Below are 22,684 nucleotides of genomic sequence, written 5' to 3'. Positions count from 1 at the left end.
GGTGAACGTCGCTATACAGCATGAGCATGTTAAAGTCCGTCTTTCGTTCAACTATGCGGATGAGCAGATCAGTTTCGAGCGCTTGGCGCGTACACAGGCAAGCAAAAAAATTCTGATCAAAGTGTTGCCGGATTGTCGCGTGCAAATCAGTGCGCCCGAAACGGCCAGCGATGAGCAAGTCATTGCTGCTGCCAGACAACGCGCACGATGGATTTATCAGCAACTTCGCGAGTTTCGTTCCAGTCTCAAGTATGTGCGTCCCCGGCAATACATAAGTGGCGAAAGCCACTATTATCTGGGTAAACAGTATGTACTGAAAGTAATCGAAAACCCTGCAGAAAAACCAACGGTCAAACTGCTTCGTGGAAAGATCGAAGTGAACGTTCGGGAAAAATCCGTGGAAAAAATCAGTGCGCTGCTAACTGATTGGTACAAATTACGGGCTAGGGAAGTTTTTTCCCGAAGATTGGAGGCGTTGCATGCGCAAGCCTTGTGGGTTGGCGAAAAACCACCACTACGAATTTTAACTATGCAAACCCAATGGGGGAGTTGTTCGCCTGCTGGCCGGCTAACACTCAATCCTCATCTGGTGAAAGCGTCAAGGGATTGCATTGATTATGTGATTTTGCATGAGCTATGCCACCTGGCCGAGCATAACCACAGTGAACGCTTCTACCGACTATTAGGGCAAGTCATGCCTAACTGGGGGAAAGTGAAGAAGCGATTGGACGGAATGGCATGTAATTTGATTTATTAGTGGACTAGACCTGCAAACACCCCCATTTAAGCTTTCTGCTTTAAACATTACACATAATAAATTTTCTTATCCATGGCAGTGACACTGCGGGGGATGAGCATATCCATACGACGCATTTTGACGCAGGCCTTTGTTACATTGCACTCATGTCAAAAAACATCATAGTTTGTATGACATAAATTCTCTAGTCATTACATAAGGCATACCTCATGGGAAACAACCAATCACCACTAGAAAGTCTCGCTGCATTCACAATCGCTTTTTTTACTGGCGTTATTGCTAGTGCAGCTTTGGGCTCCTATATAGCACATATCAAGAAAGCAGATCTGAAATAGGAAATACCAGTTTGTGATTACGAAGATGTATGAATAGTTATTCAAATGAACCGCCCCGGAAATCGTGGAGGCTGTTTGGTTTAAGTTAATGCGGTTTCAGCGGCATCGATATTAAGTTGCCGATAGTATTTTGCCTCAGCTTCAGCTGGTGGGATATAGCCGAGTGGTTCCATCAGCCGATGGTGGTTAAACCAGGCCACCCATTCCAGAGTTGCCAACTCGACAGACTCCCGAGTTTTCCAGGTGCGGCGATGAATCAATTCCGTTTTGTACAAGCCGTTGATCGTTTCAGCCAACGCATTGTCGTAGCTGTCGCCCCGATTACCAACCGATGGCTCAATACCGGCTTCCGCCAACCGTTCGCTGTAGCGAATGCTGAGGTATTGGGAACCCCTATCGGAGTGATGGATCAAAGTTCCGTTGCCAGCGGGCTGACGGGCATACAACGCCTGTTCAAGCGCATCCAAGACGAAATCCGTGGTCATCGACGAACTGACCCGCCAGCCGACAATGCGTCTGGCGAACACGTCCACCACGAAGGCTACGTACAGCCAGCCTTGCCACGTCGAAACATATGTAAAGTCCGACACCCACAGCTGATTTGGCCGGTCAGCCGTAAACTGCCGATTTACCCGATCCAGCGGTCGCAAGGCGGCCGCATCCGGAATCGTTGTCCGAACTCGCTTGCCGCGAACGGCACCTTGCAAACCCAGCCGCTTCATCAAACGTTCCACCGTGCAGCGAGCGACGGCTATGCGTTCCCTATTCATCTGCTTCCAGACCTTGTCCGCGCCGTAGACCTGCATGTTAGCCTGCCAGACCCGGCTGATTTCCGGGCACAGACTCGCATCGCGCTTAGCCCGGGTGCATCGTTTCGAAGGATCACGAAGCTGCGCCGCGTGGCGCCAATAACCGGACGGGGCGATCCGCAAAACCTTGCAGATCGGCTCGACCCCGAAGGTGTCGCGATGCTGATCAATAAAGGCTTTCAGGACTTCAACCGGCGGTCGAGCTCCGCCTGGGCGAAAAACGCGCTCGCCAGCTTCAGGATTTCGTTGGCACGCCGCAATTCCTTGTTTTCCCGTTCCAAGGCTTTGAGTCGCTCACGCTCATCGGTTGTCACGCCTGCGCGTTCACCCTGGTCAATCTGGTCACGCTTCACCCATTCATGCAGGGTTTGCGGCGTGCAGCCGATCTTCACTGCAATCGACTCGACTGCTGCCCACAGTGAAGGATGCTCATTGCGCTGCTCCCGTACCAGACGGACCGCGCGTTCCCGGACTTCCGGCGAAAATTTGTTTGATTTCTTGTTCATAGCTCCATTCTCTCAAGAGTTGGAGCCTCCATCAAATCCGGGGCGGTTCAAAATTACATAATTACTATCGAGTTAGTAAAGGATAAACCATGAAAAAAACAATCTTAGTAACTCTCCTGGCTGCCTGCGCGTCATTGCCAACATTGGCAGCGGAAGGACGTTGGACTGAAGGATACGGTCAGGGGAATCTGGAATATTTTATTGATTTGAGTGGGATGCGCCTTTATATCGGTTGCCCGACTAAAGACGGTAGCGCGGATGCAATGTCTAGTGTTTCGTTTTACAACATCAATACAAATGCGGCAGCCAAGGCTTTTACAATCACTGCCAATGGCATAACGTTTGAAGGGCCATTTGATGCGAATAGTCGGGTTGGTGAAAATAATTTCATTGCTCTTATCAATGCATTGCGCAAAGGTAATGCCGTCGTGAAAGTAGGGAAACAGAGTTACACTTTCCCACTTAGCAATGCAGCCAAAGTCATTCCTGCACCATCCAGCAAAGGATTTAGCTGTAATACGATTGACCTGCTCCCCAATTTAGTCCGGAACTGACATAGAGTCTGCGGTTAAAAAACTATCTGCAAATTGATTTGGTGTCAGATAACCAAGTGAGCTGTGCGGACGCTCTTCGTTATATTCCTGACGCCAAGCTGCAATGACTTCTCTTGCGTGACGCATTGATAAGAACCAATGCTCATTCAAACATTCATCCCGAAACTTGCCGTTAAAACTTTCAATGTAGGCGTTCTGCTGAGGCTTGCCCGGTTCGATGAAGCGTAATTGAAGCTGCTTTCGGTACGCCCATTCATCAAGTACTTTGCTAATAAATTCAGGCCCGTTATCTACAGTCACCGATCTTGGCAATCCTCGACTTTCTGCAAGCCGTTCTAAAACAGTAACAACACGACGTCCAGGTAGCGATGTATCTACTTCTATTGCCAAACATTGTTTTGTGAAGTCATCAACGATATTCAAACAGCGTAGCCTTCGCCCGTCAATAAATCCGTCCGAGACAAAGTCCATTGACCAACTTTGATTCGGTGCTAGAGCTATTACTTTCGGCTTTCGTTCAATGCCTGCAATTCGTTTACGTTTTCGCCTACGTACCATCAGGCCAGCATCATGATAGACCCGATAGGTACGTTTGTGATTAATCAACCAGCCTTCGCGACACAACAACACATGCAGGCGTCGATAGCCATAGCGGCGCTTTTGGCCGGCGAGCTCAGTCAATCGTTTGGACAACTCCTCGTCTCTCGGGCGAGTCGATTCATATCGATACAACGACCTGGAAATACCGATCAGCCCACAAGCACGCGTGATGCCTAATCCGTGAGTTGCCATGACATAGGAAACAGTGTCGCGTCTGGCTTGTGGGCTTACCACTTTCGGCCAACAACATCCTTGAGTGCAGCGTTATCGAGCATCGTTTCCGCCAATAACCGCTTTAGCCGGGCATTCTCAGCCTCCAGTGTCTTGAGCCTCTGCGCTTCTGAGACCGTCATCCCGCCGAATTTCGCCTTCCAGTTGTAATAAGTCGCATCGCTGATTCCGTGTTTACGGCAAATCTCTGCCACTTTCACACCGGTTTCAGCTTCTTTTAAGACACTAATGATTTGCTCTTCCGTGAATCGATTCTTCATGTTTGCCTCCATCAGGGCAAACTCTACATTATTACCGTACTAAACTCGGGGAGCAGGTCAGTTACAGGGATACGAGTTTTACAGGTCAGAGCCGGAATGGTTTTCCATCCCAGTTCTGACCCGCACAGCACATTTTTTCTTAAGACCAGATCTATTTAATGAGAGAAATTTCGTTGTCAGATCGGTTGGGTTGATGAATGATACTGTTTAGCTACCGTCAGTATTGCTTCATAAGTTTTTATTTCATTCTCTTTATTCGCATAGGCCTTACGCAATGCCGATAATTCATTTTGTAAGCGTTCCGATAATTTGTCAGCTAATGAATTACTGATAGATTCGAGCTTTATACATAAAGCATTCACTTTTTCATCAAATTCCTTAGACAGTTTTGTCAATACCATTTCTAAAGCATGTTGCAACGCCGCACGCAGTTTATCGGCATCAGCACTGCCACGAATTTCTCCGCTAAAATTTTTCGTGATTGCTTCAGTTGTATCTCCTAAATTCAATTCAAGGCTAGGTAACGCGAGTTGATCTAACGTATCACTTAACACACTGCGAAAGTGCCCTGGGTCAAAATTAGCATCACTGGTGTTTAATTCCTGCAGTAAGGCGGTACGCAGATTCTCTTTTAGCAGTTTAGGATTAATCATTCGATTAAATGCACGCTGTAAGTTGCCGACACTGTCATTGCTATAGTGAGTTACTTTTTCTACGGCATCCGCAGTTGCAAAGTAATCATAGCTGCGACTTGACGTGGAATATACTCGTTTAGTATCACCCCAAGAAAATGGATTCCACCAGCTTGAGGTGCTAACTTCGTAGTAAGTCTCTATCGTTTCAGTGCCAGTGCGCGATTTGATTTTAGAAAAAGCAGCCAAGCCTTGTTGCAGCTCATTTAACATGGCGTGACGAGTGGTATCGGCATCAATTTTAGCTTTACTTAATTCTTGTTTGAGACTGCTGGTGATTTTGTGTAAGCGCTTTTGGCACTGCGCTTGGGCAGTTTCCAATTCTCCCAAATCCTTCGTACTTAATTGTTTGATTCGATCTTCAATCTTCTCAATAAGACTATTTAGATTTTCTTGTAATCCACGATGAATTTCAGGAATTAGTGCTTGTTTTTGTGCGTCCAATAATGCTTGTTTATCTTGCCTTGCAGTCTGGTACGCTTTAGTCAATGTATCAAAATTGCTGATACGCTCCCAGTCTTCTTGAGAAATTTGATAAGAACTCCATTGATCTTTCGCTAGGTTTGTCAGCTCAGAAAAAATATGCCGCATTCCATCACTCCATTGTTCTTGTGGTGATGTAGCAAAAGCGTGTGCATATGTGCTGGCGATGACAGGTATTTTCATGCCGCGCATTAAACCGGCGATTTCTGCATACTCAGCACCTTGTTCCTCTCTCGCCAGTGCTACGTTTTCCAACTCTTTCGATGCGCGAGCAATTATTCGTTGTCGGATGTTTTTCTCGGTTACTTCTAAGGACTCACGATCATAGCCGTCATCTAGCAGAACAGAGTCAAATTGACCAGCAACCAAAATAATGCGTTTAACACCTCGGGAAGGTAACTGACGCATCAACAAATCCATGTCTGATTCATTGAGAAATTGCGAACAACGTGACAGGAAAAAAACCACATCACAACTGGCCATGTACTCTTTGGTATGTTGGGTACGGCTTTGAACCGGATCATTCATCCCGGGTGTGTCTACTACATGCAACCCTTTTAATTCTCTGATAGGGAAATAAAGATGGGTTGCTTTGACTAATGCGGTATAACGACCATTTTCACCCACATAGTCGTTCATCATCCGAGTTAGATCCGTTACATCTTGGGCGGGAAAACTAGCCTGCTGCTGGGACAGAACAGAAGCAATATCAACTCCCTTACCTTCCATCATCTTGCATAATTCTCTTGCGACTTTTGCCTCATCATGCTCGCCGTCGCCGGAGGCTAAGCGTTCGATTTCTTGCCACTCTTCTGGGGTGTAATAAAGGACTTCTAAGAGTGGTTGTTCACCATATGAGATTTTGGTCAGATTTGCCGTCTTCGGTGTTGCTGCTTCGGGTAAAACTGGATGGCCGCCAAACAGCAAGGCATTAAGAAAGCTGCTTTTACCTGCCTTAACCTGACCAATAATGCCTATGCTGAGCACTTGCTCTTGCTGAGAAAAACGATCCAGTTTCGTTTGTAAATCGGCTTTCAGTTCTTTAATTTTGGCGATGTCGGATTGAAAATGGCGGTTTTCCCAGACGCTCAGATCCTGACATAATTGAGTTAGCCGGTTTACTAATGTTGGATTACTCATTCGTATTGGCTCCACCAAGCTTGGTGTTCTAGTTGATTGAATAGAGGGATATTTTTTGCTTCATCGATGTTACTAAAAATCGAATCTTTACTGACGATAAATGAGTGAGGCCATTTATAAGTGAAATTGGCATTATTAAATGTACAGCGTACTATTAACTTGTTGTTGGCTATGTGAATTATGCCTAAGTTAATTGTTGATCGTTCAAATCTACTATCTAAAATAGCATCTGAAATATTGCTGGTAATTTCATCGGAAAAAATTCCACCACCACCCAATAGGGTATTGTCCCAACATTGATTGTCGTCTTGCAGAAATTTTGCTGATGAAACGCAGTCATAAAACTGACAATTGCTTACTGTGTTGGTGTGCAGTGCATTAATTTTAATACCGCCACCAATTCTTGCTATGCATCGATTAAACGTCGATTCTTTTACATTCAGTTCGGAGTATCTTCCATTAAAGGCAATTGCACCGCCTACTAAATCCGGATGACCGCACTCCACAAAGTCACAACTGTCGAAATTCCCTGGGGAGTTATACAGATAAAATGCTCTCGCATTTGTTGTCGTGACATGGAGTGATTTGAACGAAGCCGAGCTGACGCTATAAAGCTTCATTGCCGTGGTTTTATCAGCTGAGGCATAGACCCCTTGAATTTTTGAATCAGAAATAGCAACCCTTGTGCAATTGCTAAAATCTATTAATGGCATGGCAACATGGCAATGTTGAATCATTACACGTGTGTTACTGAAGCTCATCACTGGGCTGAAAAGCTTGCAGTGTTGAATTTTAACTTCCTGCCCATTTTCACTGACAATGCTCCCTGTTTTTGTAAAGCGACAATATGCATTTTCCATTTGCCATCCGGTGTTGATGCAGATAGCGTTATCCACAATCCAAAATCCACCCGATATACCTTGAGCCACTATTTCATTGGTCAGGGGGCGATACAGAAATTCATGCCAGCATCGGATATCCTCCAGATCTGTGGCCTTACTTAAAATAGGATTGGCATTCAAGTCCAGTATGCAAGCGACAATCGTTTGAATTAACTCTATATCGCCGGATGATATCGTCAGTGCTTCGATCAGTTCAGCCAAAATCTTTTGCTGAGATAACGTTAGATTTCCATCTAAACGACACAATACGATTACATCGACAAAAAAACTTCGTTTGAGTTGATGCTGTTCTAAAATTTCAAAGAAATCAAATAAATACTGTTTATTGATGTGTTTCGCTGTGTCGAAGACGCGATCAATTTGCCCGTTAAGGTTCAGAGCGTTTAATAACAGTTGAAAGAGACGGCTTTTTTGTTCCGAGAGTTCACCATCCGCGATTAAAACGTTCGCGATCATGCCTGCATAGATCAGGCGTTCTTGCTTATTGAGTGCGTTGGCATTATGACTCTGGAGCTGAGCGCGTTCTAGTTGAATGTGATCCAATTCTTGTAACAGTACGATTGAAGCTAGTTTTAAGTCCTGCGTCATTGTTTGTGCACCTTACATTAAATAAATTCTAGCCAAGCATTGGTAGCCGAATTAAATGGGAGAATCATGGCGATTGTTTGATTGGCTTTTAAGGCATCACCAATTTTTAGATGGACGCTATAAACTAGGCCCGCGTAGTTGCTTTCAATGACTGGTCTGACTTGCTCCTGACTGGATAGGGAAAAGTGCAAAATTCTTTGGTCTCTATTCAAGATTAACCGTACAACTTTTTGACCCGCCGTGACGTATTCTCCACGTTGGACATAAATTTTTCCAAGAGAGTATTCGGTTAGATTTATGTTTGAGTCTTTAAATTGCTTTATTGAGAGTTTTTGTAGCGCAGTCTCAGGAATATCAATTTCAACCGGAAGATTCAATATTTTTGCTACCCAAAAAAGCAGTGCCGCTACCTCATGCTCTGGTAACTGGAAAAAATCTAAAAACTCCGTCAATAGTTGAGTTTGCAGATTGGATAACTGTCCTTCTACACGACACAAAACCAAGGCGTCTACAACAAAGCAACTTTCTGCTTTTGTCTCTTTTATTACGCGCATAAATGCACGGAGTTGCGCACTATCTAACGCAACAGCTTGTTCGATGAACGTTGCTTGGCTTTGAAGAAGATCCAGAGAACGAAGTAACATACCAAACAAACGATGTTCGGTTTCGCTGACTTTCCCATCAACCAATAACACTGCTGCCAGCATTCGGGCGTACATTTCTTTGATATACAAATCTGCTTTACTTAATGCATGTGGATGTAAAGGAAACATATCCGGCTTTAACGCATCTAATTCCCGTATCAAGTGCTTTGTATTAAGTGTACTTCCAGACATATTTTTCTTACCCAATGTTCGTCATAATAGATTTGCTCTGTTGCTGCAGTAATGTCGCAAGTTTTGATAATGCGCTTGGTTGAACATCGAATGCATGATCTACATCGGACAGGCGCTGAATTTTCGCAAGGTGCCGATATGCCGTACGACGCATCAGTTGCGCCATTCTTTCTTTGGGGATTTCACCTTCCAGTTTCCGCCAGTAGCGCAGATAATCAGGTTCGCTGTCACCAGAGGATTCACGTATTTCGCGCAACATTTTGAGTAAATTGACTTGTTGCAATTCGATCATGTCAATTTCTGCAGGTTCAGGAAGATTGATGTCAACACTTTCACCAACATTTGCCAGCATGGTAAAGAAACGCTGTTGTAGCTGATAGAGTTCATCGGCGAGCTGACTTAATCCTGTATGCCTTGCTTTCACACTTTGCCTTAATTCTTCTGCATCGTCTTGAATGTCGCTCGTGTCAGCTAAGGCTAAGATGCGATTGAGCCGATTTATGTGCAGTTGAGAGATGCGTTGTTGTTCTGTAATAAAACGGGTGTAGTGCATGAACTGTCGCTTAAAATTACGAGCGATTTGGATTTCTTTGGGAGCGGTATTCCATGTATCTAACTGCGCAAGTATTGGTGCCAGTGGAAACTCTGACTTATTCCGATTAGAAAAAGGAATGACCGCGAGGGCAGGCAGGTTGCGTTCTACTAATGTGCGACTGATAAGTGCAGTGATGTTCGCGATGTCGTGAGCGGGTTTTTTATCTGCTCTGCTAATGACAACTAGGCGTGGAATGTCTGGACGTAACGAGCCAAGGAACTGCAGGTCATCTTCTGAAATTGTCCCGGCATCGGCAGAAATTACCCAAACGATGGCTTGTACCGCATTGAGCTGAGCTCTTGCCACGTGTTCATCGGTACGATCACTATAGGTATCCGTATTCGGTTTAGAGTAGCCGGGCGTATCAATCAGAGCTAAATTTTCCCATGGAAAATTAATCTGTGTGCGAAATGCTGCGCGTAACAAACTTGCCACCGAACTCCCGTAAATATCCATTTCATCATGGGTAAGACTAAGAAATTCTTCATGCGTCAAATTAATGCAGTGCCGATGCAAGTTCAAGGCAAGGACTTGATCTTCATCACCCTTTAATAAAAAGGTAGGCAAGGATGTAGTGGGATCCACTTCGGTTGCTAAAAGGCGTTGTCCGAGGATGGCATTAATGAGGGAGGATTTTCCCGCACTAAATGCCCCCCCAAAGCCAATCGTTACTTTTCCAGCCAAATGAGGAAAGGCGCAGAGTTCACGTAAATTTGTCAATTCCTGCTCTAAAGCATGATAAATATCAGCAAAGTTATCTGGACTGCCGCGACGCGCTAATGTGCGTAGATCGTGCTGTAACAGTTTCTGGAGCGCATCAAGTTTTTCTTCAATAATTTGTGCTCGCGCATTACTTGGTTTAATTTGTGTAGCTCTGCAAAGCAGTGCATAACGAGCACTGATTTGATCTGGACTTACAGCTGTTGAGTCGCGCATGCTTGCTCCAGTGTTTGAATCATATTCAATATGCTCGTTTGCTCTGTCTGATATATCGAGCTGATTTTGTCAAAAGATTCTTTGCCTTTTGCCAGTTGCTCTTCTAATTCGGATAGGGCAGCTTGCAACGATTGGCGTTGCTGCTCAACCTCTGCTTGGATACCCGTTTTGATCTGTTGAAGATGCTGGTGTAGGCCTTCTCGCAGGCGTTCTTTGTTGTCTGTCATCACTTGAGGAATGATGTGGTTGAGTATCTGTTGGCGCATATCTTCACGGCGCTGCGCCTCAGCTAATTCTTTCTGCGCTGAAGATTTAAAAATGTTGAAGGCTAATTCCACGAGTGGGGCTATAAAAACCGCCAGAGCTTTGACTGTTGGATGTGGAATTTTTGAAACGAGTTTAGTAAGAGCGACGACCGCAACCCCTTTCCCTAATTCATGAGATGCTGCAGTGGTTGGATCCGTTTCTATTGTGCGAGTTTCAGGCAATCTTAAATCGATCTTGAATTGGTTTGGCACAATTTCCGCTATTTTTCCGAAATAACGATGTAACCGAGGTTCATACTCTTCTTTAAGTGCTGCGCTCATCGACAGGCGAAGACTTTGTGCTATGGGTGAGTTCAGATCACCATTACGCAGGGCAATGCTGGTGAGGCTTTCTAATTGTGAAATCAGATCAGATTCGATCCGATTTTGTACTTGTGTTAAAACGCTTGGTATCGATTGATCGAGACGCTGCGTCTCTTCTTCTAATTTCTGTTCAAAATGATGTATTTCTTGCGCGATGCGTTCTTGTTGCAAAGCAATTTGTGCCGAGTCTAAGTCATCTCTGTTAATGAGCGTATCGAGATAGCCAGAGAACTGGCGCAATTCAGACAAAAAAGGCTTCAGTACATTTTGTACAAATAGGGGTTGTGCTGATTTTTCCAGATCACCAAGGGCTTGCAAAAAATTGGAGATATCTTTTTTGCGCGACGACACTTTGACGACGGCTAACGGGTCTTTATCGATAAGTTTTTTGATTTCAGCATTAACCTGTAAAGCAATCGCATCAATATCTTCTGCCGGTTTTTTATCGCATTTGCTAATGACTGTAATTATTGGCATACCTTGCAGATTGAGCTCTTTCAAACCGTTACGTATGCTTTCATGCAAGGTGCCTTCTTCTGCGCTGACCACAATACAATAAGCCAAGCTGCGTGCTGCGTAGGCATCAATGGCATTGATATGTTCGTCATTGCCAGAGTCCCATCCTGGCATATCGACTAGTCGCAGGTGGGGAAATGCGGCAAGTTTTTCATTCGGCAACTGTATGTCTAACCAACCTTCAGGTTGAAATTGAGAGAGTTGGTTTTCCTGAATTTGCGCTCTGCTAACAGTTTCTGCAATACCACTCTTTTTATAGCCCGTGAAAGTCTCTGATGCGCCATAGCTGAGTTCGGCCGGTATAGCAGTTTGTGGATCAATACTGGTTGCGAATAAATTTTCACCAATAATGGCATTCAATAAGCTCGATTTCCCACAGCTAAAAGCACCAACTAAAGGAACCCGTACAAAGAAATGACGCGTCATTTTTTCAATACTTGTTAGCTTATCTTGCGAGTATTTGTGCTTTAAAAACAGTTGTTGTACTGTAGGCAAAAATTCAAGTACTTGCTTTTGTATTGGGAACATGGGGAATCCTATATAAAGTCAGTGAGTCTAAATTTCTTGTAAGTGCATTAACGCTGTGAACTGAATAAATTTTCTGAAGTAAATTAAATCATTCTGTTGCGACAATATACGTCGCACACGATCAAAGTTATCAAATTCAGGTTTGACTATCTTCGCGCGCGAGTTTTTGACGATGCACATCGCAAACTTGATTGCCAAATCCAAGTAACCAAGCTTCTAATTGAGCCGTATCAACTAACGTTGCGGTGATTTTGAAATGTTTCTCTAGCACTTCGACCTGTTGATCTTCTGATAGAGGGGATTCGAGTAAGTGAAGTCCGGCTGCTTTATCTATCAAAAAACTCAGTCGTATGGGGGTACCACTCCCCAAGCCAAACCGACCATCTGCATCATATTTTTCCAAGTCAAAAGCGGGGCGCTGAAAAATAAAAGACGTTGCATTTGCAGAAAGAATGCGATGTAACGCTAGGCTACGTTCGTTGTTGTAGTCTGCAAAACGGCAAGCCAGGTAAAGTCGAGTTCCTTGTTGGGCTAAACCCAACGGCATAATTCTGGCTTTGGTTCGCTTACCTGTTGCATTTTGATATTCAATATCTAACAACTTGTTTTCATAAAGTGCGTTACTGACTTCTTCCAGCACATTGGGCTCGATTTGTGGGGGGAGCAAAGGCTGGGTGGTGCTTACCACCCGGACTTTTGAAAGCCATTCTCTCTCTTGTTTGGCTTGCGTGTGCAATCCTAGATTGCTGTGAGCCTGCGCAAAAAAATTCTCCATAGATTTAAACAGGCTGGTCGGCAATAAATGCCGTAAATGTTCCTCCGCCAATGCCAAGAGGAGAGATTCTTGCCCACTTAAAACAGGAAGATTCAATCCGCGTGCCTGTTCTTTCCATCGGTAACCGTATGGTTTGGTGCGATTGTCACATTCAATATCAAAATCGGTACTGAGTTTGTTCAGGCAGCGCTGTATAGCACGAAGTGTTCGATGATGCCCTATTGAGGCGAGCTGCTCTTGAAGTTCCGCTGTCGTTGTTTTCTTGTTTCTGGGGATCCTCTTTAATAGTTCGAGAGGAAGAGTAATGCTCTCGGGCTTGCTTGTTTGTTTTTGTTTCTTTTTTTGGGTATTTATATTTGATTGGTTTTGCATGAAATATTTTCTGTGCGAGTCTTCGTGTTTCACGAGACGTTTAACTTAAGCAAATATATCAAATTGTCAAAATTAATAAAAATTTAATTTTTCAATTTTAATACTTTATTTGACTATTTGGACTGTCCTCTGACGTGTAGATACCTCTATTTAGGCAAACAGGAGAAGTTACGTGTTGATCTGCATCACCTTGTTCGTATTGTCCGTATATATGAGTCGCGATCTGGATCGGAAAAGATGGGGTAACCTTTTCGCGAGGAAGCTCAGTTTTACGCTTAAAAAAATATCTGATTAAAAAACAACTTTATAGGTTGATAGTCTACTTATTAAGTTCTTCTTGTCAATGGGTTGAAAGACCACCATTCCAGTTGAATGGAGGTCGATCAATGAAAGTGCAGGAAAGAGAACTGGCTAAATCAATAGGTAGAGCAATTTCTAAAAGGCGATTAGCGTGCAAACTTACGCAGGAGCAGGTTGCCGAGCAACTGAGCATCGGTTACGAGGCGGTATCCCGGATGGAGCGGGGAACGGTAATGCCGACCGTCGCCCGACTCATTGAACTGGCGAAAATCTTCGATTGTCCGGTTGGTGATTTGTTGATTGAGTCCAGCAATCGTTCCGAAGAACAAGGAGAGTTCATTTCAAGCCTAATTAAGACTCTTCGTGAGGAAGACCGGCGCTTTGTTCTTGAGATATTGGAAAAGTTTACCGTTCATCTGAATCGCTGATTCCAATTTGATTTGTCCGATGAGCGATGAGCTCACCGGACACAGGTTTCACGTTTGCAGTTTCTTTGTACCCAAATACGAGCAAAGACATTTATTGTGTTTGGTGGAGGAAATGTGGGGCACCAAGTGGTCTCCGCTCATGCTAACAATCCATCGGAACTACTCGACGAAGCAAGTCTTTCAGCGTGAAATCAAGCTGGCGTCAGCAGCGCAGCTTTTTTCTCCAGCTTCTCGATGAGATTTGGTTTTCCGGTCGTTTTGCCGACACTGACACCGAACGGCTCGCCATCGACTGCGGCATCGGTGCCTGCCGGAGTAAAAAACTCCTCCACAATCCCGACACTGTCTTCCGCACTATCCTCAAACTCCCCGTTCTGAAACCCGAGCCTGGCCGCCTGATCCAGACTGTTCTGATCGTAGCCGGCAGTCTGTCGCCGTTGATGCAGTTCGATGGCCGCAGTGATACTGGCTTCCATCGTCATGCCCTCACGTAAAGTCAGATCGACGTAGTAAATCGGCGCACGATGAGACTGCGTCGTGCTTTTGCTTCGGAGCCGCAATTCCAGTGGCATACAGGCCAACAGATTTCCCGAGACCGCACGGTAATAATGCAAACGTGCTGACAGACAGCGGATGCTGTTATAACCAGTCGTTCTAAAGATAAAGCTACCCAGATCATCAGTGCCATGAATACTGACATTCAGCCGACCATACGGTTTACAGGCACCGCCTTTCGCCAGTTCGCAGATATCAGGTGAAGGGCAGGGATGTGTCTGTATGCTGTTATCAGTAAAGCGCCGGCAGGTTTCCCCATTGCCGACACACAGCGGACGTCCTGTCTTGCGATCGAACAAACTGTATTCGGCACGCAGATTCAGATCCGGATCGTTAAATAGCATTTGTACCGGAATCGCCCGTAATTTGGCTTGCTGACTGTCCTTGCGAATCGCTTCGTCATACGGGTGCAGTATCCAGCCGTCATGGCCTTGTACCTGAGTCGTAATAGTGAACTGATCGTCTTTCTCCGGAAGTCGCTTGCCATTCTTTTCGACGACACGACCGATGGAAATGCGACCTAAAACGGGTGGCGTTAAAGCCAGACCTTTGATCATGATGAACTCCTTGATGATAAATAGAATGGGGTAATGAATGAGGTAATGAGATAAATAATGAGATAAATAATGAGGCAATCACTGCGCAGAATGACATCCGTCGTTCTATGATGATCCGGTTGAATGGACAGGTCCGTGCTGGCACAGACCTGTCCCTGCTATACCGGCAGGGTTTCAATCCTGATCCGGCTGCACCAGAAAGCGCCGGCTGCCCGGTTTGCTCATCGCATACTGTTGCTGAATAGCCGGCTGCTCTTCGAGTAATTTCTGCAGATCGATGCCGGTACTGTCCTTGCTGCGTTTCCACGAAATCCGGCCAGTCTCAAACAACGCCAGACTGGCGTCACCCATCCGTTCCTGCAGACGCTGGCGTAACTGTGCTTCAATCTGTTCGCGACTACAGATATCGGCACGCACCGCGACCAGATCGGCAAACAAGGCTGACAGCGCACGGTCATCACGCCAGTCCATGCGTTGCCCACTGTCTTTCGGATACAAACAACGCAAAGCCTGATCTGCGGAATCACTGCCGTCTGCGGGTGGCGGGGTATCGGTTTCGACGTAATGCCAGAACTGCCGCTCCAGTTCGATCAGACGGGCTATCAGTTCATCGTCACGCTGTATCCGGTGAATCCGGATTTCCTGACCGCAGACCAGTACGCACACATCGGCGGTTTGCTTACCAGTCACCGCCAATTGATGCTGAACCTGTAATTGCACATATTCCGGCACACCATCGCGCCAGAGACGGGAACCGAATTCACCCGCCGTTTTGCATTCCAGAATCTGCACATCCGGCGCGCCCATCACTTCCCGGTCAATATTCGCCAGCATCCACGCCTTATCGGGATCCGGATGCTGAAGTACCGCATTAATGCGTCGCACCCGGTTGCCGGACAGACGGGTATAGTGCGCTGCGACAATCGGCTCTAACAGAGTTCCCCAATACATCGGGCTGGTTTCATCCTGTGGATCGACCACCGGTAGACCTGCATCGCGTCCGGTTTTAATCAACCACAGCTCCAACTGAGACTGATACGGATTCAGACCCACCGCCGCAGCGGCATCCGAACTGCCGATACCGGTCTTTCTGACAGATAACCAGTCCTCCCGACTCATTGCATTTGTTTTAATCAGCCGCAATGCCGGTAGGGAAGTTCTTGGTTTGCTTGATACGACTGCATGATTCATGATGAGCTCCGTTCATAAAAAAACACCCGGTACACAGCAAACGTGTCCGGGTGGCAGATCAACAATCTGAAATACATCCAAGTCCTTAATCTAAGCGACCATCAGCAATGCCTGATCTAGCGCCTTCTGTTTCAGACTGGCACCGGGACCGAACCACGCCGATTCGAGACGATGATCGGTACTGCGCGCACGACGTTCATGATCGACAAACTGCGTGACCGCGTTCAGCAAACCGAAAGCCGTGCCTTTGGACGAAGCCAGTTCCGCACCTTTCCCCTGACCGTCATACAAGGACTGCACTGCCTTCATCGCCCGTTCATTGCTCAAAGCACCCGAGGTATCGGTCAGATCCGTGAAGACCCGCAGAAAGAAATTCATGGCTTCATGGGTTTTGACCTTGCGTTCTGATAAGGTCTTCATTCGGTACATGAAACTGTCCCATGCTGCGACAGAAACACCGAGTTGCTTCTTCACGGCCTGCGGATCGAACTGCGTGCTGTGCGGCACCTTCACGGCACCGCTGCCATTTTGTAATGCGACAGCAAGCGTGTTATTGCAGACGACCCGGATACTGGTGAACTGTGCCGTGGTGGCCAGCGTCCCGTCACAAGCGGTTGCCAGTAGCAGATAGCCATTGACCACATCATTCCCCTTGAAGGTTGCACTCTGATTGGTCTTGGCGAGTGCCCAGACTTTACGGCCTTCTTTGAGAACGCCCGCTGTTTCCAGTTCAAAACCGGAAATCTCGGTCAGATCGCGGTAAAACTCCAGGATCTCGCGCGGCTGTACCACCCGGTAACGTTGCGATACCACCGACAAGGCGGCCTTGGTATCGGAACGGTAGAGCACCTTTTGTTCAGGAAAAGTCATGATCGCGCCGAGCGCACCGATACTGTCTGCCATGAAACGCACAGGCGACTCGCGGATTTCAAACGCCATGCCGGCTTGCTGCGCCCAGACGTCAATCGGTTGTTTGGCAGTGAGCTGATTGCCCAGACCATGCCAGGGAACATCATTAACGTAAGCCATTGATTCGAGTAAATGTGCCATGAGTAAAACTCCTTACAGAAATATGAATAAGCATTGCCCTCCCCATGCACCGCGCATGAGAAATAGGACAAAATGAGGAAATGGTGAAAACAGGTAGGAATGACATCCCTTGAATACTTCAGGGATGACGAGGAAGTGCGGTAGTACAGTGAGAACGATATCTGTCTGAAATTTACAGAGTGAATACAGCAATCGCCGAACAGAGGATCAACGAAACCTATTCGTAAATCGGAAGATTAAGATTGAGGTTTCGACAGATGGAATTGATGACCGCAGTCTAAACAAACATGGTTATCAAGCAGATGATCATCGAATACTTCACCGACCTGAGCGCCGGCAACGCACCCGGTGGATCCACCGACCAGTGCGCCCAGCAGGAAGCCGGCCAACCCGCCCAGTACAGAACCAGCAGGACCGGCAACGGCACCGACGGTTGTGCCAAGTTCCAATCCGCTCATCGCACCGGATGCGCCAGCAACGGCACCTGAGACTGCACCGATTGAAGCTCCGGCTTGCTTACCGGAATGACGCGTTTGAATAGAATGGGACTGACAGCGCGGACAACAAACTGAATTGACCATAGGGAAATGCTCCTGATTAAAGGTAATGTGATAAAGATTTACGAGGAAATTGAAGACGGAAACTGCGGCGCGTAATGCAATGCGGAAATTGCAATTACGGCATAAGAAGCGTAAACCAATCGAATGCTGGTCTACGCTACAGAGGTGATATATAGGTCAAAAATTTTGGAATGATTTTGCAGAAAGTAAGAAAACGTAAAACATTAGTCCGGAACATGAAGCAGGAAGTGCTCTGGATGGTCAAAGTGAGAAAAATCTATGTCGACTGAAAACTGTAGATTTGTAAAAATGCTATATTTCTGTAAGTTTCCATTTTCCAAATCTCCTCCCGTTTTCGAAATCACCAATTTTTAAGTAACGGTCTTTAAACGTGAGGTAGTAAAGGGCATGGCACAGATCTAAGCAAGATTGTTTATCATTACTTTTTACTATGCCAATAGAAGACGATATGTAAGGATTATTTGATTTGGAGCACAGTCGATATGACCCCTTGGAATTTGTAATTCGGTGGACCCAATAATTTCCGATTTGCCTAGCTATTTCGTCACTGTTGAGTTGTGTATTTGCATGGAAAAACACCATGAAATGGAAGTAAGCGCCTCGATCAGGATATGCTTCAAGCTTCCATAAGCCACCTAACATTTCATGAAAGAGACCGTTGTTTCTTCGATTATTTGTGAATTTTTTTAAAAATATTTTTGCAATATCTCCAGTCTTTTTGAAGTCGTCTTGGTCAGGAATGCCGCATTCAAGTCTTACTATCTTTAGACTAGAGTGAATTAGTAACAAGCGATTAATATATTCTGAAGCTCCATCAAAATTCTTTCTTGCAGCCGAAATTTGTTTCCTTTGATTGCGTTTAAATTCCGGCTGTTTTATTGAATTTTTAATTTCATCAATAAAGTCGTTAACTATGTCAGCTTGGTTTTTCTCGGGATTACTGATGGAAATTTTATGTTCGTTAGTAAGTTCCTGATAGTAGTATTGAGGTTTTAAAAATACTTTTTTTGCGAGCAATATTTCTGCGCTGGGGAATAAATCTGTGGGATAGTTAAGCCACAGATTTAGAAAGATATTCGAAAAATAATTTAAATCTTTGATGTGGGAAATTTCAGGAGGGTTCTGATTTTTTTGGATAGGAAATTTTGTTATTTCATTGTTAATACATTCTTTAACAAACAAATGTATAGTTGCGAGGCTCAAAATTGGTGAGCTAGGTAGAACCGGGTATTTATCAGAAATTTTATTATTTATGCATTGTTCCTCAAGGTAGATTCCGTCGTCATCTATTTCCCGTCGGATGATCGACCCAAAATCCATCTTTATTTGTTTCCAAATGGCAATGTCTGATAATTCATTTTTTTGCGAATATTTTAGAATGGGCATTCTTTAAATCTATTGCGTGATGTATGTATTCGTTAGATTTTATTGTGACATTAATGGATTAAGTGAGTAGTGATGTGCTACCACCACTACAACATCATTTTTATTTTACATTCCTCGGCCGCCCAAGCCGAATTTGTTGTTCAGCAGGAAAAGCCCCGCGCCGTATCATTCTGGCTTTAGAGAACTGTCGCGGTTTAAAAGACTGCCCAAGCTTACACAAATACCCCAAAACATAGTCCCGCAGATGACGACGTAAGTCTGTCTCACTCCAGTGAATCTCCCCGATCCCACATCTCCCCCTCATTTTGAACTCTTCGATATTCTGATTGCAATTCCAGTAGCTTCCTTGCCCCATCGTCACCTCATTGCACCAGTATTCCCCGATCTGTTGAGCATGATGCACATGCGAAGCCCCCCGACGCTGAGACCCATTAAAAAACAGCAGCACATGAAAATGAATTCCTCGTTCTATGCCGTATTCTGTTTTGAGGATATAACCGATGTTGCTCTTGAATAACTGGTTGTTCCGCCGATTATTCAAGAACCGCTCCATATCCGACATGGCCTTTGATAAGGTAATCTGTCGTGTATAGATCTTCTGATAACTGAGATCCAGCCTTAAAACAATAATCCGGTCATTTCTGTCAAATAGCGCATCGATATACCGGGCGTAATCCCGGTAACGCTTGTCAGCCTCCCGTTCAGCGATACGTACGGCCTCTCTAAAGTGTTCCGTTTGACAATACTGCCTGAGTCGAACAAGGAGTTCATTGCATTGCTGAATGGTGCTCAAAAAACAAGCTGGTAACAGGCCGACTTCCTGACTGCATGCGATGAACGCCTCAATACAAGGGCTATAGACGTATTCATTGGGTAATTTAGCGATCACATCCAGATACCGATCGATATCGGCTTGAACCATCGTCATATCGGAATCAATCATCGATTCTTTTTTAGCAAGCGTTTGTACCCATGCCTGTAAATCGTCAAGGTACTCAGAATCAAGACTGAGTCCTTGATAGCCATTACTGACATTCGTCACTGGTTCTTGATCGTCAAATGATCCGTTACCTTGTTGCTGTAAAGAATCAAATTTGAATGGTCTGTTGGTTTGCATAGTGTTGTTTCTTTCAAAAAAAACCTGCTGCCCATAATAGGCACGCAGGCAATATCCTCATCCTCGACATTGGGTCATGGATAAGTAAGGTGTACAGGGGAGAGATACTCAGTCGTCAGTACCGAGCCGGATAGCCTGTGACGAGAGAGTCAGACAAAGAAGTCATGCGTACTTCACTGACTGCTATGCTGCAGTCGTCAATGGCGAGTTACTGTGTTTTGCTGCGAGGTCGTCAATCGACTTGGGTAAAACGAGGAAGAGATGATGAAACGAGTGAGAAGGGGTCTTCACTGTTTGATTGCTTCATACCAGATGAGTCATGTTTTTGATTTATTCCTTACCCGTTGTTTCATTGATATTGAATCGATGTACGGTATGCATTGCCTTTACTTGCTTCCTTTTAATTTAACTGACTTCATTTCATTTAAATTAACTTTATTTTGATTCTATTTAAATAACATAAATAACCGAAATTCTTACCTGTAAGAAATCATCGCTAACCCAGCCTGGCGGGTAAAAAAACGGGAGATAGTGCGGTTTATCCACCGAAACGCGTTATACAAAGTTATTTCCGGAAAAACTCCAAAAGATGTCCGGAGATTCCTAATTCGAGCCGTGAGAACACAACCGGCTTGCGGCAATTCGTCCGGCAATCCAGGCATCTACTTCAGACGCAATCCAGGCAACGCTGCCTTTACCGGCGACAGACAACGAAACCGGCTTCGGAAAGCTAGGGTCGTATTGCTTGCATTGCGGATTCATTCTGCCGTAAATGCTGCTGCGTTTCAGGCCAGTCATCAGTTCAACTTGTTGACGACGAAGTAATTGAGGGTGGGAAAAATTTTGCATGGTGTCATTTCCTTGAAAGAGTGAGAAATGCAGCGAACAACAGTCATCTGCACACCATGGACTGGGCCAATAAATTTTTTCAGACTTTTCACATTACATCTAAAAATTGAGTGTTTTCAATCAGCGACAAGAAAACATAGTGATGGAAATTTTGTACACGCAGACCAATTTTTCTTCTATTTATACTGAATCCGATGAATAAATCGAGTTTCTTCTGGCTGTAGCCTAAAATTAGAACTAAGTATGTATATTAGATTTATTTTTAGTTGGGTAAAATTTGGAAAAATTTTGGAAAAATTTAATAAAAATTTGAGAATGTTCAGGTAGTTTTTGCTTCTTAATAATTATTAAATTAATACTTAAATGAAGTTTGATTGGCTTCTATAAAATTTTTTGTTTGAAAATTGGGTGAGGTATGAACACTGATCAAAACGATAATGTTCTTGTGCAGTTGTCGGTCAGGGGAGAGCAAAAAAAGACTGGCGATGGAAACGAGATGAAGAGAACCCGCCAAAAAGTAACTAAAAAGAGTCTGGGCGGAGGACTAACTCAACATAGTTGCAATGGAATGGTTGTCAGTTATTCATTTCGAAAGCGCTATCAGGGAACCGATTACGATTTGCCATTGGGTAACGTAAATGAGCTTTCAGAGGAGCAAGCTAGAGTAGAGGCCGATAAGCTTTGTAAGCAAATTCGGAGAGAAAAAAGTAAGAATCTTTTAAAGAAAGTTACTAAAAACTTAGCAGTGCCTAAAATGCCGTGCTTTAAAGATTATGAAGATGCTAACAAATTTATTGAAGAACTAGAGCAAAAATTTCCTATATTTTCTTGGAAATGCTTTGATATAAAAAAAAGTCGCTTGGAATTTGAAATTTATGCGGTGATTTGGATCTTGCTATTGATGCCTTTTAGTCTTGTTGAATTGCTAACTTTAAAGCAAAATGATCTTCGAATGAATCGTGATGAGCGTTACTCTATTCAAGTAAGTGGACGTAAAAATAATTCAATATATGTAAATTGTTCCCGCAGTGTAAGTCAGATTATTTATAAGGCAATTCATTGGGACTTCCCGAGAAATGATGAAAGTGGAAAATTGTTTTTTGCGCTAAGCTCTTTGGGTAAGATGGAATTGAATGCTGCATTGAAGTCTCTTTGGCCAGCTTATGCCATAGATGTCAATAAGTTCACAAAATTCTTTGAATTTGCAGCAAATCACTTTAGTTGTTATCGAAATGATTTTATAAGAGATTATGTAAATAAAAGGCAAACCAAATATCCATGGAGGGGAAATGAAGATGAACGCGAAATGTTAATGAATTGGTGGGAATATATGGTTAGACATAAATGTTTCACCATGCGAAAAAAACGAGGTTGAGAAATCAAGGCTCTGCAATAGGCTTACAAACTTCATTCAATATTGGAACGTCTAATATTAATGTGACAGCTAATCGAAATTGATTTTCTGTTTGCTTAGACGCAGTGCTTTGTAAAAACGTCGCTCGTAAAGTCCGAATTTGCATACAAAGTTATCCAACGCATTCCAACGCAATATGGCATACTGAATGGCATACCGATTGTTTTATTAAAAGAAAAAGCCATTGAAAATCAATGGCTTATCTTTGAATT

Annotated in this window: 19 protein-coding genes and 1 other annotated feature; of the genes, 4 read left to right on the top strand and 15 right to left on the bottom strand. The window is 44.5% G+C overall.

Annotated features, from left to right (window positions below; all coding sequences use genetic code 11):
- Position 1 precedes the first annotated feature (1 nt).
- Positions 2-757, top strand: a complete 756-nt coding sequence (locus ACPAOP_RS03150) for a M48 family metallopeptidase (protein WP_423709297.1) — start codon at positions 2-4, stop codon at positions 755-757.
- A gap of 415 nt (positions 758-1,172) precedes the next feature.
- Here ACPAOP_RS03150 and ACPAOP_RS03145 read toward each other — a convergent pair.
- A protein-coding gene (locus ACPAOP_RS03145) for an IS3 family transposase (RefSeq protein ID WP_423709296.1) occupies positions 1,173-2,407 on the bottom strand; the annotation gives its coding sequence in 2 pieces (ribosomal slippage) (positions 1,173-2,116 and positions 2,116-2,407; 1,236 coding nt in all).
- Positions 2,010-2,126 (bottom strand) — a sequence feature (AL1L pseudoknot). Its footprint overlaps the gene before it by 117 nt.
- A gap of 89 nt (positions 2,408-2,496) precedes the next feature.
- Here ACPAOP_RS03145 and ACPAOP_RS03140 point away from each other — a divergent pair.
- Entirely contained in the window at positions 2,497-2,961 is a 465-nt protein-coding gene (locus tag ACPAOP_RS03140) for a hypothetical protein (RefSeq protein WP_423709295.1), read from the top strand.
- On the opposite strand, the gene ACPAOP_RS03135 is transcribed toward ACPAOP_RS03140, so the two are convergent.
- The 7 genes from ACPAOP_RS03135 to ACPAOP_RS03105 all read right to left on the bottom strand — a co-directional run bounded on the left by ACPAOP_RS03135 (position 2,947) and on the right by ACPAOP_RS03105 (position 13,044).
- A protein-coding gene (locus ACPAOP_RS03135) for an IS3 family transposase (protein WP_423709294.1) occupies positions 2,947-4,052 on the bottom strand; the annotation gives its coding sequence in 2 pieces (ribosomal slippage) (positions 2,947-3,794 and positions 3,794-4,052; 1,107 coding nt in all). The genes ACPAOP_RS03140 and ACPAOP_RS03135 overlap by 15 nt on opposite strands.
- Positions 4,053-4,228: 176 nt before the next feature.
- The gene (locus ACPAOP_RS03130; RefSeq protein ID WP_423709293.1) at positions 4,229-6,367 is read right to left on the bottom strand and encodes a dynamin family protein; all 2,139 of its coding nucleotides are present in this window, start codon (positions 6,365-6,367) and stop codon (positions 4,229-4,231) included.
- Positions 6,364-7,857: a hypothetical protein gene (locus ACPAOP_RS03125; RefSeq protein ID WP_423709292.1), complete on the bottom strand. Its 1,494-nt coding sequence runs from the start codon at positions 7,855-7,857 to the stop codon at positions 6,364-6,366. The genes ACPAOP_RS03130 and ACPAOP_RS03125 overlap by 4 nt, the downstream gene beginning before the upstream one ends.
- Positions 7,858-7,874: 17 nt before the next feature.
- Positions 7,875-8,693, bottom strand: a complete 819-nt coding sequence (locus ACPAOP_RS03120) for a hypothetical protein (RefSeq protein WP_423709291.1) — start codon at positions 8,691-8,693, stop codon at positions 7,875-7,877.
- A gap of 7 nt (positions 8,694-8,700) precedes the next feature.
- Positions 8,701-10,224, bottom strand: coding sequence for a dynamin family protein (locus tag ACPAOP_RS03115; RefSeq protein WP_423709290.1), 1,524 nt, complete (start codon positions 10,222-10,224; stop codon positions 8,701-8,703).
- The gene (locus ACPAOP_RS03110; RefSeq protein WP_423709289.1) at positions 10,203-11,897 is read right to left on the bottom strand and encodes a dynamin family protein; all 1,695 of its coding nucleotides are present in this window, start codon (positions 11,895-11,897) and stop codon (positions 10,203-10,205) included. Before ACPAOP_RS03110 ends, ACPAOP_RS03115 begins: the two co-directional genes overlap by 22 nt.
- A gap of 136 nt (positions 11,898-12,033) precedes the next feature.
- The gene (locus ACPAOP_RS03105) at positions 12,034-13,044 is read right to left on the bottom strand and encodes a helix-turn-helix transcriptional regulator (protein ID WP_423709288.1); all 1,011 of its coding nucleotides are present in this window, start codon (positions 13,042-13,044) and stop codon (positions 12,034-12,036) included.
- Positions 13,045-13,430: 386 nt separating this feature from the next.
- On the opposite strand from ACPAOP_RS03105, the gene ACPAOP_RS03100 reads away from it, so the two are divergent.
- Positions 13,431-13,772 carry a helix-turn-helix domain-containing protein gene (locus tag ACPAOP_RS03100; protein ID WP_423709287.1) on the top strand — a complete coding sequence of 114 codons (342 nt, stop codon included), beginning with the start codon at positions 13,431-13,433 and terminating at the stop codon, positions 13,770-13,772.
- A gap of 191 nt (positions 13,773-13,963) precedes the next feature.
- On the opposite strand, the gene ACPAOP_RS03095 is transcribed toward ACPAOP_RS03100, so the two are convergent.
- The 7 genes from ACPAOP_RS03095 to ACPAOP_RS03065 form a co-directional block, all read right to left on the bottom strand.
- On the bottom strand, positions 13,964-14,884 hold the full coding sequence (locus ACPAOP_RS03095; RefSeq protein ID WP_423709286.1) for a hypothetical protein: 921 nt from the start codon (positions 14,882-14,884) through the stop codon (positions 13,964-13,966).
- A 174-nt stretch (positions 14,885-15,058) separates the two neighbouring features.
- On the bottom strand, positions 15,059-16,075 hold the full coding sequence (locus ACPAOP_RS03090; RefSeq protein ID WP_423709285.1) for a YqaJ viral recombinase family protein: 1,017 nt from the start codon (positions 16,073-16,075) through the stop codon (positions 15,059-15,061).
- 90 nt (positions 16,076-16,165) lie between these two features.
- On the bottom strand, positions 16,166-17,125 hold the full coding sequence (locus ACPAOP_RS03085; RefSeq protein WP_423709284.1) for a DUF932 domain-containing protein: 960 nt from the start codon (positions 17,123-17,125) through the stop codon (positions 16,166-16,168).
- A 236-nt stretch (positions 17,126-17,361) separates the two neighbouring features.
- Positions 17,362-17,706, bottom strand: a complete 345-nt coding sequence (locus ACPAOP_RS03080; protein ID WP_423709283.1) for a hypothetical protein — start codon at positions 17,704-17,706, stop codon at positions 17,362-17,364.
- A gap of 291 nt (positions 17,707-17,997) precedes the next feature.
- The gene (locus tag ACPAOP_RS03075) at positions 17,998-19,092 is read right to left on the bottom strand and encodes a hypothetical protein (RefSeq protein ID WP_423709282.1); all 1,095 of its coding nucleotides are present in this window, start codon (positions 19,090-19,092) and stop codon (positions 17,998-18,000) included.
- A gap of 100 nt (positions 19,093-19,192) precedes the next feature.
- Positions 19,193-20,209, bottom strand: coding sequence for a YagK/YfjJ domain-containing protein (locus ACPAOP_RS03070; RefSeq protein WP_423709281.1), 1,017 nt, complete (start codon positions 20,207-20,209; stop codon positions 19,193-19,195).
- A 603-nt stretch (positions 20,210-20,812) separates the two neighbouring features.
- The gene (locus ACPAOP_RS03065) at positions 20,813-21,058 is read right to left on the bottom strand and encodes a helix-turn-helix transcriptional regulator (protein ID WP_423709280.1); all 246 of its coding nucleotides are present in this window, start codon (positions 21,056-21,058) and stop codon (positions 20,813-20,815) included.
- A 415-nt stretch (positions 21,059-21,473) separates the two neighbouring features.
- Here ACPAOP_RS03065 and ACPAOP_RS03060 point away from each other — a divergent pair, with 415 nt between their 5' ends.
- Entirely contained in the window at positions 21,474-22,433 is a 960-nt protein-coding gene (locus ACPAOP_RS03060; RefSeq protein WP_423709279.1) for a hypothetical protein, read from the top strand.
- Positions 22,434-22,684 lie beyond the last annotated feature (251 nt).

Source organism: Undibacterium sp. WLX3042 (genome assembly GCF_049544825.1).
Classification (GTDB): Bacteria; Pseudomonadota; Gammaproteobacteria; order Burkholderiales; family Burkholderiaceae_D; genus Undibacterium.
This window is presented reverse-complemented; position numbering and strand designations above follow the sequence as displayed.

Bases quoted from the DNA above. Each gene is read 5' to 3' on its own strand.
- ACPAOP_RS03120 (WP_423709291.1), bottom strand. From the start codon at position 8,693: ATGTCTGGAAGTACACTTAATACAAAGCACTTGATACGGGAATTAGAT.
- ACPAOP_RS03085 (WP_423709284.1), bottom strand. From the start codon at position 17,125: ATGGCACATTTACTCGAATCAATGGCTTACGTTAATGATGTTCCCTGG.
- ACPAOP_RS03130 (WP_423709293.1), bottom strand. From the start codon at position 6,367: ATGAGTAATCCAACATTAGTAAACCGGCTAACTCAATTATGTCAGGAT.
- ACPAOP_RS03100 (WP_423709287.1), top strand. From the start codon at position 13,431: ATGAAAGTGCAGGAAAGAGAACTGGCTAAATCAATAGGTAGAGCAATT.
- ACPAOP_RS03125 (WP_423709292.1), bottom strand. From the start codon at position 7,857: ATGACGCAGGACTTAAAACTAGCTTCAATCGTACTGTTACAAGAATTG.
- ACPAOP_RS03115 (WP_423709290.1), bottom strand. From the start codon at position 10,224: ATGCGCGACTCAACAGCTGTAAGTCCAGATCAAATCAGTGCTCGTTAT.
- ACPAOP_RS03075 (WP_423709282.1), bottom strand. From the start codon at position 19,092: ATGCCCATTCTAAAATATTCGCAAAAAAATGAATTATCAGACATTGCC.
- ACPAOP_RS03095 (WP_423709286.1), bottom strand. From the start codon at position 14,884: ATGATCAAAGGTCTGGCTTTAACGCCACCCGTTTTAGGTCGCATTTCC.
- ACPAOP_RS03110 (WP_423709289.1), bottom strand. From the start codon at position 11,897: ATGTTCCCAATACAAAAGCAAGTACTTGAATTTTTGCCTACAGTACAA.
- ACPAOP_RS03140 (WP_423709295.1), top strand. From the start codon at position 2,497: ATGAAAAAAACAATCTTAGTAACTCTCCTGGCTGCCTGCGCGTCATTG.
- ACPAOP_RS03105 (WP_423709288.1), bottom strand. From the start codon at position 13,044: ATGCAAAACCAATCAAATATAAATACCCAAAAAAAGAAACAAAAACAA.
- ACPAOP_RS03070 (WP_423709281.1), bottom strand. From the start codon at position 20,209: ATGCAAACCAACAGACCATTCAAATTTGATTCTTTACAGCAACAAGGT.
- ACPAOP_RS03065 (WP_423709280.1), bottom strand. From the start codon at position 21,058: ATGCAAAATTTTTCCCACCCTCAATTACTTCGTCGTCAACAAGTTGAA.
- ACPAOP_RS03060 (WP_423709279.1), top strand. From the start codon at position 21,474: ATGAACACTGATCAAAACGATAATGTTCTTGTGCAGTTGTCGGTCAGG.
- ACPAOP_RS03090 (WP_423709285.1), bottom strand. From the start codon at position 16,075: ATGAATCATGCAGTCGTATCAAGCAAACCAAGAACTTCCCTACCGGCA.
- ACPAOP_RS03080 (WP_423709283.1), bottom strand. From the start codon at position 17,706: ATGGTCAATTCAGTTTGTTGTCCGCGCTGTCAGTCCCATTCTATTCAA.